This window comes from Streptomyces sp. NPDC018693 (assembly GCF_044391385.1).
Taxonomy (GTDB): domain Bacteria; phylum Actinomycetota; class Actinomycetes; order Streptomycetales; family Streptomycetaceae; genus Streptomyces.
In genome coordinates, this window is sequence record NZ_JBIRZZ010000013.1 from 160,991 (window position 1) to 172,932 (window position 11,942).

General features: G+C 70.7%; 11 protein-coding genes and 1 pseudogene. 8 read left to right on the top strand and 4 right to left on the bottom strand.

What is annotated here, in order from left to right:
* Window positions 1-17: 17 nt before the first annotated feature.
* Window positions 18-212: pseudogene (locus tag ACH5AC_RS29235) on the top strand (DNA-binding response regulator); the annotation flags it as partial.
* Here ACH5AC_RS29235 and ACH5AC_RS29240 read toward each other — a convergent pair.
* Window positions 173-457, bottom strand: a complete 285-nt coding sequence (locus ACH5AC_RS29240; protein ID WP_398865188.1) for a DUF6332 family protein — start codon at window positions 455-457, stop codon at window positions 173-175. The pseudogene ACH5AC_RS29235 and the gene ACH5AC_RS29240 overlap by 40 nt on opposite strands.
* Window positions 458-589: 132 nt before the next feature.
* Window positions 590-2,080 (bottom strand): MFS transporter, encoded by a 1,491-nt coding sequence (locus tag ACH5AC_RS29245; RefSeq protein WP_398865189.1) that lies wholly within the window; start codon window positions 2,078-2,080, stop codon window positions 590-592.
* Between the two features lie 87 nt (window positions 2,081-2,167).
* Here ACH5AC_RS29245 and ACH5AC_RS29250 point away from each other — a divergent pair, with 87 nt between their 5' ends.
* Window positions 2,168-2,566, top strand: a complete 399-nt coding sequence (locus ACH5AC_RS29250) for a MarR family winged helix-turn-helix transcriptional regulator (protein ID WP_398865190.1) — start codon at window positions 2,168-2,170, stop codon at window positions 2,564-2,566.
* Between the two features lie 3 nt (window positions 2,567-2,569).
* On the opposite strand, the gene ACH5AC_RS29255 is transcribed toward ACH5AC_RS29250, so the two are convergent.
* Both ACH5AC_RS29255 and ACH5AC_RS29260 read right to left on the bottom strand, forming a co-directional pair.
* Window positions 2,570-3,307, bottom strand: a complete 738-nt coding sequence (locus ACH5AC_RS29255) for a maleylpyruvate isomerase family mycothiol-dependent enzyme (RefSeq protein WP_398865191.1) — start codon at window positions 3,305-3,307, stop codon at window positions 2,570-2,572.
* Window positions 3,308-3,403: 96 nt separating this feature from the next.
* Entirely contained in the window at window positions 3,404-4,351 is a 948-nt protein-coding gene (locus ACH5AC_RS29260; RefSeq protein WP_398865192.1) for a methionyl-tRNA formyltransferase, read from the bottom strand.
* 260 nt (window positions 4,352-4,611) lie between these two features.
* Between ACH5AC_RS29260 and ACH5AC_RS29265 the strand changes: the two genes are divergently transcribed.
* The 6 genes from ACH5AC_RS29265 (at window position 4,612) to ACH5AC_RS29290 (ending at window position 11,924) form a co-directional block, all read left to right on the top strand.
* Window positions 4,612-5,946: a lysine N(6)-hydroxylase/L-ornithine N(5)-oxygenase family protein gene (locus ACH5AC_RS29265; RefSeq protein ID WP_398865193.1), complete on the top strand. Its 1,335-nt coding sequence runs from the start codon at window positions 4,612-4,614 to the stop codon at window positions 5,944-5,946.
* 23 nt (window positions 5,947-5,969) lie between these two features.
* Window positions 5,970-7,028 (top strand): FecCD family ABC transporter permease, encoded by a 1,059-nt coding sequence (locus ACH5AC_RS29270; protein WP_398865194.1) that lies wholly within the window; start codon window positions 5,970-5,972, stop codon window positions 7,026-7,028.
* Window positions 7,025-8,086: a FecCD family ABC transporter permease gene (locus ACH5AC_RS29275; protein WP_398865195.1), complete on the top strand. Its 1,062-nt coding sequence runs from the start codon at window positions 7,025-7,027 to the stop codon at window positions 8,084-8,086. Before ACH5AC_RS29270 ends, ACH5AC_RS29275 begins: the two co-directional genes overlap by 4 nt.
* A 42-nt stretch (window positions 8,087-8,128) precedes the next feature.
* A complete protein-coding gene (locus tag ACH5AC_RS29280; protein WP_398865196.1) occupies window positions 8,129-8,968 on the top strand; it encodes an ABC transporter ATP-binding protein in 840 nt (279 codons plus the stop codon).
* A gap of 113 nt (window positions 8,969-9,081) precedes the next feature.
* Window positions 9,082-10,134, top strand: a complete 1,053-nt coding sequence (locus ACH5AC_RS29285) for an iron-siderophore ABC transporter substrate-binding protein (protein WP_398865197.1) — start codon at window positions 9,082-9,084, stop codon at window positions 10,132-10,134.
* 2 nt (window positions 10,135-10,136) lie between these two features.
* The gene (locus ACH5AC_RS29290; protein ID WP_398865198.1) at window positions 10,137-11,924 is read left to right on the top strand and encodes an ABC transporter ATP-binding protein; all 1,788 of its coding nucleotides are present in this window, start codon (window positions 10,137-10,139) and stop codon (window positions 11,922-11,924) included.
* Window positions 11,925-11,942 lie beyond the last annotated feature (18 nt).

Sequence of the window (11,942 nt, forward strand, 5' to 3'; positions counted from 1 at the left end):
CGCGTCGGTTCCGGACGGTGGTCCGGCGCGCCCGCGAGGATCTCCGCGTCGGAGGACTTGGCGGTGAGATCGCCCGGCTTCTGGTCGTCGGCCCGCTCACGGCCAAGACCCAGCTCAGCCGCACCATGGTGAAGCCGGGGGTGCGGGACCGGGCCCAACTGGTGGTGTCGGCCTACGAGTCGGGGCCGGTGCGGTCGGGCCGACTGGGTTGAGCGCCCGGCCGGAAGCGCACCAGTACGGCGATCACGCGGGCCAGGAACAGGGCGGCCGCGAGGACACCGCCCGCCCGCGGCAGCAGCCACTCGACGGTGCCCGGGAGGGCGAACAGCAGCGCCGGCCCCGCGACCGCGCCGAAGACCACGGCCGCCGCGAAGGCCGCGCTGCACAGCGCGTAGCCGATCTCGACGGTGATCGCGTCCCGCTCGGCCTGGGTGCGGCGTCCCCCGTATGCAGTCATATGACGCAGTGTCACAGGCGAGTGCCCGACGGGCAAACGGCCGCCGGGCAGCGGGGGCGCGGGGAACTGCGCGACCAGCCACGGTGGCGCCCGCAGACGCAACACGGCATGCGCGGCACCACCGGCGGAGCGTCAGTCGCGGACCGGCACCCGGTCCGTGTGCGTCTCCTTCACCGCGGACTGGGCGACCACGACGGACCGCTGTGCGCGCCGGGTGCGCAGGCCGGTCAGGGAGATCAGCAGGCCGGCGGTGGCGATGAAGGTGACCACCGTCAGGCCGGGGCGGTAACTGTCCAGGACGGCCTGTGGCGTCGGGTCGGCGGGGGCCTGGGCGGTCACCACCGCCGTCACCACGGCGAGGAAGATCGCGCCGCCCACCTGCACCGAGGTGTTGAGCAGCCCGGAGACCATGCCCTGCTCGTGGTCGTCGACCCCGTTGGTGGCCTGGATGTTGAGCGAGGGGAAGACCAGCGCGCAGGCCGCGCCGATCAGCAGCATCGACGGCAGGATCACCGCCGCGTACACCGGGTCGAGGTCCACCCGCAGGAACAGCGCGTACCCGGCGACCATGAGCGCGAAGCCGACCACGAGCAGACGGGGCGTGCCGAAGCGGTCGACGATCGCGCCGACCTTGGTGGAGGACACCGCGACGAGCGCGCCCGCCGGCAGGAAGGCCAGCGCGGTGTGCAGGGCGGACCAGTTCAGCAGCGACTGCATGTACAGCGTGGCCAGGAACTGGAAGCCGACGTAACTGCCGAAGAAGGCCATGGCGCCGAGCTGTGCGCGGATCTGGCTGCCCGAGCGCAGCACGCCGAGCCGGATCAGCGGGCCCGGCGAGCGCCGCTCGACCAGGACGAACACGGTCAGCAGGGCGGCGACCGCGAGGAAGGACAGCAGGGTCCGGGCGGACGTCCAGCCGGCCTCCGGTGCCTGGACCACGGTGAAGACCAGCAGCAGCATCGACGCGGTGCCGAGGACGGCGCCGGGGATGTCGTAGCCCTTGTGGTTCCGCTCGCGCTCGCTGTGCGGGAGCAGCTTCAGGCCGGCCAGCAGGGCGATCAGCGCGATGGGCGCGGGCAGCAGCATGGTGAGGCGCCAGCTGGCCTCGGTGAGCAGGCCGGAGAGCACCAGGCCCATGGAGAAGCCGGTGGCGGCGCAGGTGGTGTAGATGGAGAGGGCGCGGTTGCGCAGGGGGCCCTCCGGGAACGTCGTGGTGATGATCGACAGGCCGGCCGGGGCGGTGAAGGCCGCGCTCAGGCCCTTGATGAAGCGGCTTGCGATCAGCAGCGGACCGGAGTCGACCAGACCGCCGAGCAGCGAGGCGAGCGCGAACACGCCCAGGGCGACCAGGAAGACCTGGCGCCGGCCCAGCAGGTCGGCGGTGCGGCCGCCGAGCAGGAGCAGACCGCCGTAGCCGAGGATGTAGCCGCTGACGATCCACTGCAGGGCCGAGGTGGACAGACCGAGGTCGGCGCCGATGGAAGGCAGGGCGACGCCGACCATCGACACGTCCAGTGCGTCGAGGAACATCGCGGCGCACAGCACCAGCAGGGTGCCCCACAGCCGCGGGGTCCACTGGACCGCCGTGGAGGAGGGCACGGGGGAGGGGAGCGGAGAGGTCATGCCGAGGAGACTTCCATGCGCATGCATCGAATGCAAGCGCATTTAATTCGCGTGCAATGAATGCCGGTCTCTGCTACGGTGCCCGGCATGGCGGCGACGAGGGGCGATCAGCAGGCGCTCGTGCGGCAGTGGCGGGACATGCTGGCGCTGCATGCGCGCACCCAGTGCGAGCTCGACCGTGCCCTGCATCAACACGGCCTCTGCGGCAGCGACTTCGAGGTGCTGGACGTGCTCGCCGAGGGCGGCGGTGACTGTGCCGGCTACCGCGTCCAGGAGATCGCCGAGCACATCCATCTGAGCCAGAGCGCCCTGTCCCGTCTGGTCGCCCGGCTGGAGAAGGACGGCCTCGTCGAGCGGCGGATGTGCGCGGAGGACCGGCGGGGCGTGCGGGTGGCGCTCACCGGGAAGGGGCGCGCGCTGCACGGCGAGGTACTGCCGGTGCAGCGCGCGGTGTTGGGGCGGATGCTGGCGACACCCGCCGACTGAGCCTCACCCCATGACGATCGCGGACCGCTCCCGCCACAGCTCGGCCAGGGACGCGTCACCGCTGACCGCCGGGAACGGCAGCCGGTTCCACAGCGACAGGTACAACTGCGCGGCCGGGCCGCTCACTTCACAGTCCGCGGCCCCCTCCTCGCTCCGCTCCGTCACGGGCGGCTCGGCCGACAGCCGTACGGTCCACACGGCGCCGTCGACGTCCGTCGCCCGCACTCGCAGCACGCGCGTCGCTTCCGTACGGACGCGGCTCTTGGGCCGGGCGTGGAATCCGGCCAGCAGTTCGTCGATGCCGTCCGCCCCGAACTCGGCTTCGGTGTCGCTGAGTTCACCGAGGGCCGACTCCGCGTCGACGCGGTGCACGGCCGTCTCGTGCGCCTGCCGCCGCGCCCAGAACGCCAGCGGGGCGGGAGCGGGCAGGAAGGAGAAGCACTCGATGTCGGGCGGCGCGGCACGAAGGGTGTCGACCAGGGCGCGGTGACCCTCCCGGAACCAGTCGAGCAGCGGGTCGCCGTCGAGGTCGGGCAGGGCGCCGGCGGGGCGGTACGCGGTACGGCGCTCGGCGACGAACGAGGTGGCCCAGCGGTGCACCAGGCCCGTGTGCCGCAGCAGGTCACGGACCTGCCAGTCGGGACAGGTCGGCACCTTGGCGTCGACCCCCGCCCGCTCTGCGGCATCCGCCAGCAGCCGCCCTTCCCGGTCGAGTATGCGAAGGAATTCTGCAGTCTCCATGCGGGGGAGTCTGCCTGATGGAGTGTGCTTCAGGTGTTCGAGTGCGCTTCAGGGCCAGGGGTGGGTGGTCAGGGTCAGGGGGGAGGGTGGTCAGGGTCAGGGATGGGTGGTCAGGTAGCCGCCCATGGCCGTGAAGTACTCGGCCGCGGGCAGTTCGCGGCCGTCCTCGGTGCGGACCCGGGTGACGGCCAGGCCGTGGTTGCGGCCGGTTCGGGCGTCGGCGCCGGCGACGATCACCACGCCGTCGCCCTCGCGGTAGAAGATCCGGCCGGGGGTGCCGCCGTAGCGGCCTTCGGAGACGACCGCGGCGAGGACCTCCAGCCGCTTGCCCCTGTGGAAGGTGAACGCGCTCGGGTACGGCTCGGACTGGGCGCGGATCAGGCGTTCGAGGTCCGCGGCGGGCCAGGTCCAGTCGATGCGGCTGTCCTCGATGGACCGCTTGTGGAAGAAGCTCGCCCGAGAGCGGTCCTGTCGGGTGAACTCCGTCTGCCCGGAGGCGATGAGGTCGAGTGCGCCGATGGTGACCGGGGCGATCAGATCGACCGTCTTGTGGAAGAGGTCGGTGGCGGTGTCCGTCGGCCCGACCGGCACCGCGTCCTGGCGCACGATGTCGCCGGCGTCGAGCTCGTCGTTCATCATGTGGGCGGTGACGCCCACTTCTGGCTCGCCGTTGATCAGCGCCCAGATCAGCGGGGAGAAGCCGGCGTACTTCGGCAGCAGCGAGTCGTGCACGTTCAGGGTGCCGTGGCGGGGGAGACCGAAGATGCGCGGGGGAATCCAGGTACGCCAGTTGTTGGCCACGATGATGTCCGGGTCGGCCTCCTTGAGGCGCTCGAACAGCTCCTCGTCGTCGGGGCGGTTGCGGATCAGCACCGGGACGCCGTGCTCCTCGGCGAGGTCGGCGACGGAGTCGCTCCAGATCTTCTCGTACGCGTGCTCGCTCTTGGGGTGCGTCACCACCAGCACCACGTCGTGCTCGGAATCGAGGAGGGCGCGAAGGGTGCGGTGCCCCCAGGTCTGATAGCCGAACATGACGACCCGCATACGGTTCCTCCTCAGGGCAGGGACTGTCCGGCGTCAGTAAAGCAAGGCTTACCTAAGTGTGCAACGACCCCTGTTCAAGGGGCTGTTGAGGGTGCCGCGTTCCGAGCGTGCCCGATTTGCCCTATCGACAGTTCCGCGGGATCAGCTTAGCCTTACCTAAGTTCGGGCTGCCGCTCCTTCGGTGTGCCCTCATCCCGTACTTCCCAACGCTTGACACACGGCTGCCCCGAAGGGCGGCCGACCCGCACGATGGGAGTGACATGGCACAGGCTCTTCCTGGCGACGCACCACTGATCCACGACCTCATAGGCGTCGGCTTCGGGCCGTCCAATGTGGCCATGGCGATCGCACTCAGGGAGCACAACGCCCGCGCCGGCCGGCACGAGGCGATCACCGCCCACTTCTTCGAGCAGCAGCCGCAGTTCGGTTGGCACCGCGGCATGCTGATCGACGACGCGACCATGCAGGTGTCCTTCCTGAAGGACCTGGTGACGCTTCGGAACCCGGCCAGTGAGTTCAGCTTCCTGTGCTACCTGCAGAGCAAGGGGCGGCTGATCGACTTCATCAACCACAAGAACCTCTTCCCGCTGCGGGTGGAGTTCCACGACTACTTCGAGTGGGCCGCGGCCAAGGTCGACGACACGGTCTCCTACGGCCACGAGGTCGTCGCCGTCACCCCGGTCGTCCGCGACGGGGTCGTGGAGTACCTGGATGTGACGGTGCGTTCGGCGGAGGGGCTCGCCCTTCACCGGGCCCGCAACCTCGTCATCGGCACCGGACTGCGGCCCCTGATGCCGGAGGGCGTGCGCCGCACCGACCGGGTCTGGCACAACTCCGAACTGCTCGCCAGGATCGACGAGTTGGACGGCACCTCGCCCTCCCGGTTCATCGTCGTGGGCGCCGGGCAGAGCGCCGCCGAGAACGTCGCCTACCTGCACCGGCGCTTCCCCCGCGCGGAGGTCTGCGCCGTCTTCTCCCGCTACGGCTACAGCCCCGCCGACGACAGCAGCTTCGCCAACCGGATCTTCGACCCGGCGGCGGTCGACGAGTTCTTCGCCGCGCCGGAGGACGTCAAACGCAGGCTGATGGACTACCACGGCAACACCAACTACTCCGTGGTGGACATCGACCTGATCGACGACCTGTACCGGCAGATGTACCAGGAGAAGGTCCTGGGCACCGAGCGGCTGAGGTTCCTCAACGTCTCCCGGCTGACCGACGTCGTCGAGACGCCCGACGCGGCGCGGGCCACCGTCACCTCCCTGGTCACCGGCGAGTCGACCACCCTGGACGCCGACGTCGTGGTCTTCGCCACCGGCTACAGCCCGGTCGACCCGCTGGGGCTGCTCGGCGAGGTCGCGGACCGCTGCCTGCGCGACGACGAGGGTCGCGTGCGCGTCGGACGCGACTACCGCCTCGCCACCGACCCCGGACTGCGTTGCGGCATCTACCTCCAGGGCGGCACCGAGCACACGCACGGCATCACCTCGGCCCTGCTGTCCAACACCGCGATCAGAGTCGGCGAGATCCTGGACTCCGTCCTCGACCGAAGCCGCGAGCCGGCCTCCGACGGCGTCGTCAGCACCGCTCGCTGAAGCTAGGGATACCGTACGTCCACATGAGCGCGACTGCAGTCGAGCGCCCCGCGACCAGGGGCACAACTCAGGCCCGCAGACGGCGGGTTGTGGGTCTGGGCGCCCTGGTGGTGGTCCTCGTGGCCGTGGCCGCGGTGTCCCTGACGGTCGGTGCGCGTGCGCTCAGTCCCGCCGAGGTGTGGCACGGGCTGTTCGCACCGCCGGACCCGGACCAGCGGCGCACCGAGATCCGGCTCATCGTGCAGACCGTACGCGTGCCCCGGACGGTACTAGCGGTCGTGGCGGGCATCGCCCTGGGGGTCGGCGGGGCGCTGATCCAGGGCTACACCCGCAACCCCATCGCCGACACGGGCCTGTTGGGGGTGAACGCCGGCGCCTCGTTCGCCGTGGTGACGGTGATCGCCGTGTTCGGGTTCAGCAACCCGTTCCAGTACGTCTGGTTCGCGTTCCTCGGGGCGGGGGCCGCCGGTGTCGTGGTGTTCGGGCTGGCCAGTATCGGCCGGGGAGCCGGCAACCCGCTGACGCTCGCCCTCGCCGGACAGGGCGTCACGGTGTTCCTGGCGGCGATGACCACCGCCGTGGCGCTGTCGGACCAGACGGCGCTGAACGCGCTGCGGTTCTGGAACGCGGGCTCCGTGGCCGGTACCGGATTCGACGTCATCTGGCCGGTGACCGCGTTCGTCGCGGCCGGGCTGGTGCTGGCGGCGATCACCCTGCCCGCCATCAACCTGCTCAACCTGGGCGACGACGTGGCCCGGGCACTGGGGGTGAACATCGCGCTGAGCCGGACGATCGGCATCGCCGCGATCACCCTGCTGGCGGGCGCGGCCACGGCGGCCTGCGGTCCCATCGCGTTCCTCGGACTGATGGTGGCCCATGTGGCCCGCTGTCTCACCGGGCCGGACTATCGCTGGCTGGTGCCCTGCGCGGGTCTCCTCGGCGCCGTGATCCTGCTGGTCTGCGACATCGTGGGGCGTCTGGTGGTGCGGCCGGGCGAGCTGGACGCGGGGGTGCTCGTCGCTCTCCTCGGCGCCCCGTTCTTCGCGGCGCTGGTCTGGCGCGGAAAGTTCAAGAAGGCATGAACGGCACGGATGTGAAGCCGGCGGTGCCGCCCGGCATGAGGCTCGGACGGGTGTCGTTCGTCTGGCGGCCCTGGATGGTGTGCGTCACGCTGCTGCTGGCGGCGGTGACCTTCCTGCTGTTCTGTCTGTCCATCGGCGTCGGGGACTTCCCCATCGGCCTGCCCCAGGTGGTCGCCACGATCCTCGGGCGGGGCGAACCGGTCGACGAGTTCGTGATCATGGATCTGCGGATGCCCCGCGCCCTGGCCGGGCTCGTCGTGGGGATCGCGCTCGGCGTGTCCGGGGCGATCACGCAGTCCATCGCGCGCAATCCGCTGGCCAGCCCCGACATTCTGGGGATCACCACGGGTGCGAGCGCGGTCGCGGTGTTCCTGGTGACGGTGTCGGGCGGGGCCGCCGCGGCGATCGTCGACGCCGTGGGCCTGTCCGCGGCGGCGCTCGCGGGCGGTCTCGGCACCGGGCTGCTGGTGTACTTCCTGGCGTGGCGGCGCGGCATCGACGGCTTCCGGCTGATCCTCATCGGCATCTCGGTGAGCGCCGTGATGGAGTCGATCACGACCTGGCTGCTGGTCAAGGCCGACATCCGGGACGTGGCCAGGGCGCAGACCTGGCTGGTCGGCTCGCTGGACGGCCGTTCCTGGGACGAGGTGCGGGTGGCGCTCTGGTGCATGCTCGCCCTCCTGGTCGTCGTGTCGAGTGCCTCCTTCCAGTTCAAACCGCTGCACTTCGGCGACGACGTCGCCGCGGGTCTGGGTGTCCGGTACTCGAGGGTGCGGGCGGTGCTGCTGCTGTGCGCGGTGCTGCTGGCCGGTGTGGCGGTGAGCGCGGCGGGCCCGGTCCCCTTCGTCGCGCTGGTGGCGCCTCAGGTGGCGATGCGTCTGGTGCGGTCCCCGACACCGCCGATGGTGGCGTCCGGTGTGGTCGGCGCGCTGCTGCTGATCGGCGCCGACCTGGTCGCGCGCACGGCCCTGCCGATCTCTCTTCCGGTCGGTGTGGTGACCGCCGCGATCGGCGGACCCTTCCTCGTGTATCTGCTGGTACGGGCGAACCTGAGGTAGATGATGCAAAGCTTGGGCAAGCCTCACTTCAAGGGGGGCCTCGTGGTCGCTCAGGACATCACCGGGATCGGGGCGGCGGTCGACGGCGTCTCACGGCTGGCGGCCAAGGGTGTCACGGTCGGATACGGCAACAGGACCGTCATCGACGGCCTCGACGTGGCCATCCCGACCGGAGTGATCACCACGATCATCGGCCCCAACGGCTGTGGGAAGTCCACCCTGTTGCGCACCCTGTCGCGACTGCTGAAGCCGACCGGCGGGACGGTCGTGCTGGACGGCGAGGACATCGCCGGGCTGCGCACCAGGGACGTGGCCAAGAAGCTCGGCCTGCTGCCGCAGGCGCCGGTCGCGCCGGAGGGGTTGACGGTGGCCGACCTGGTCGCCCGGGGCCGCCATCCGCACCAGAGCTGGCTGCGGCAGTGGTCGTCGGACGATGTCGCCGTGGTGGAGCGGGCGTTGGCCATGACCGGGGTGTCCGACCTGGCCGACCGACCGGTCGACGCGCTGTCCGGCGGCCAACGGCAGCGGGTGTGGATCTCCATGACGCTGGCTCAGGGAACCGACCTGCTGCTGCTCGACGAGCCGACCACCTATCTGGACCTGGCGCACGCCATCGACGTGCTCGACCTGGTGGACGACCTCCACGAGTCGGGGTGCACGGTGGTGATGGTGCTGCACGACCTCAACCTGGCGGCGCGTTACAGCGACCACCTCGTCGTGATGAAGGAGGGGGTGGTCCTGGCGCAGGGGCACCCCCGCGAGGTGATCACCGCCGAGCTGCTGCACGAGGCATTCGGCCTGCGGGCCAAGGTGATTGACGATCCGTTGGGTGATCGGCCGCTCATCGTGCCGATCGGCCGCACGCACGTCCAGTTCGACTAGATCTCACCACAGACTACGTACAAGTTAGGCTAGGCTTACCTCACTTCGGCGCGGTAAGGTTTGCCTGCCCTTAGACAGGGCGCAGCGGACAGCGCGAAAGCAAGGGGTTCCGGATGCTCTTCCATCGATCGACGCTCTTGAAGTCCCGGCGACGGATGGCGGCGGTACTCACCGCCGTCACGCTCGGCGCCGGCCTCCTCGCGGGGTGCGGCTCCGACTCGTCGGACGAGCCCGCCGACAACACCACCGCCGCTGCCCCCGCCGGCGCGTTCCCGGTCACCGTGGAGCACGCGTTCGGAACGACGACCGTCGAGAAGGCCCCCGAGCGGGTCGTCTCCGTCGGCTACACCGACGACCAGACCGTCCTCGCGTTCGGCATCAAGCCGGTCGGCATGGTCGACCAGTACCCCAACCCGCCGGGCCAGACCCCCGACATCAACACCCAGTGGCCCTGGGTCAAGGACAAGTGGGGCGACACCAGGCCCGAGGTCATCATGAAGAACGGTGACTCCGGCCCCAACTACGAGAAGATCGCCGCCCTTCGGCCGGACCTGATCATCGCCGTCTACTCCGAGATCGACCAGGCCGCCTACGACAAGCTCTCCCGGATCGCGCCGACGGTGGGCCGCACCAAGGCCGAGAAGGAGCCGTTCAGCGCCCCCTGGCAGGACAACGCGCTGCACATCGCCAAGGCTCTCGGCAAGGCCGAGGAGGGCGAGAAGATGGTGGCCGACATCCAGGGCAAGCTCGACGCGGCCAAGAAGGCACACCCGCAGTTCGGCGACGAGACCGCCGTCGCACTGTCCTGGTACAAGGACTCGGTGGCGCCCTTCACCTCCACCGACGTACGCGGACGACTGGTGACCGGCATCGGCTACAAGTACCAGACCGAGATCGACAAGATCGCCGGCGGCAGCTTCTACACCACGCTCTCACCCGAGCGCATCGACCTGATCGACGTCGACCGCATCTTCGTCATCAACGACCAGGCGGACATCGACGCGCTGAAGAAGTTCGAGCTGTTCAACAACCTGGCCGCGGTGAAGAACGGCAAGGTCTCGTACCTGCTCGACAGCGAGGGTCCGGCGATCGGCGCGGCCATCTCCCAGGGCACCCTGCTGTCCATGCCGTACGCGATCGACGAACTCGTGAAGTCGGCCGAGTAGGTGTGACTACCACCGACACGCGCGTCGCCCCGGCGGCCCTGCGCACGGCGACCGGACGCGAGGCCACCCGCTGGGTCGCGGCCCACTGCCGAGAGGCGCCCTGGCTGACGGCGGCCACCGTGGTGACCACGGTGGCCGGTGCGGCCCTCCAGGTGCTCCCGGTGCTGCTGCTCGGCCGGGTGGTCGACGCAGTGGTCGAGGGCGAGTCCCGCTCGGTCCTGGCCACGATCGGGTCGCTGATGGTGGCCGCCGCGCTGCTCGGCGCGGCAGCCACCGCGGTGTCGACCTATCTGATCGGGCGGCTGGGCGCGGACCTCCTCGCCCGGCTGCGGGAAGGCGCCGTCCGAGCCGTCCTGGGCATGCCCAGCGCACGGATCGAGCAGGTCGGCCGGGGAGATGTGCTCTCCCGGGTCGGCGACGACGTTGCCGTCATCTCCAAGGGCATCCGGACCGCCATCCCGACCGTGTTCTCGGCGGGCGTGCTGGTCGCCATCGCCACGGCCGGCATGTTCGGACTGGACTGGCGGCTCGGCCTGGCCGGCGCCGGCGCGCTGCCCGCGTACGCGCTGGCCTTGCGCTGGTACCTGCCCCGGTCCGCCCCGCTCTACCGCAGGCAGCGGGCGGCCCAGGCCGACCGCGCGCAGGCGCTGATCAGCGGCCTCAACGGGATCGACACGGTCCGGGCGTACCGCCTGGAGGACGCCTTCCGTGAGCGCGTCACCCGCGAGTCATGGCGGGTGCGCGACCTCGGCATCGAGGTGTTCCGGTTCTTCGGCCGGTTCGTCGGCCGGGAGAACCGCGCCGAGTTCATCGGGCTGACCCTGATCATCGTGGTCGGGTACGCCCTGCTGGAGGCCGACGCCGCCAGCCTGGGCGAGGTGGCGGCGGCCCCGCTGATGTTCCACCGGCTGTTCGCGCCGCTGGGCCTCATCATGTTCACCTTCGACGAGGCACAGAAGTCGGGCGCGAGCCTGACCCGGCTGGTCGGGGTGATGGGCGAGCCGGCCGAGGAACGGCTGGTGGGTGACGCGGCCGCCGCACCGGCGGGCGCCGGGCCGCTGCCCGTGACGGTGGAAGGACTGACGTTCAGCTACCCCGACACCGACGAGCCCGTCCTGCGGGACGTCGACCTGACCATCCCGGCCGGCGGTTCGCTGTCCCTGGTGGGCGCGACGGGCGCGGGCAAGTCGACCCTGGCCGCGCTGATCGCGGGCATCGGGACACCACAGACCGGATCGGTGCGGGTCGGACCGACCGACCTCGCCGGTTTGGACGAGGCCGGGGCCCGGACGTTGGTGAGCATCCTGACGCAGGAGACCCACGTCTTCTCCGGGCCGCTCGCCGACGATCTCAGGCTGGCCGCGCCGGAGGCGACCGACGCAGAACTGCGGGACGCCCTGCGCACGGTCGGCGCCGAGCAGTGGGTCGACGCGCTCCCCGACGGGCTGGACACCCTGGTCGGCGAGGGCGGGGAGCGCCTGGACGTCACCAAGGTCGCCCAGATCGCCCTGGCCCGGCTGGTGCTGGGCCGGACACCGGTGGTGGTGCTCGACGAGTCGACCGCGGAGGCCGGCAGCGAGGGCGCCGCCGAGCTGGAGCGGGCCGTGCTGGCCGCGTGCGCCGGCCGGACCACGCTCTTCGTGGCGCACCGGCTCACCCAGGCGATGTCGGCGGACCGCATCGCCGTCCTGGACGCGGGCCGGGTGGTGGAGCAGGGCACGCACGAGGAGCTGGTGAAGCTGGGCGGCCGGTACGCGCGGCTGTGGCGGGCCTGGCGAGAAGGTAGTTAGGTAAACCTAAGTCGGACC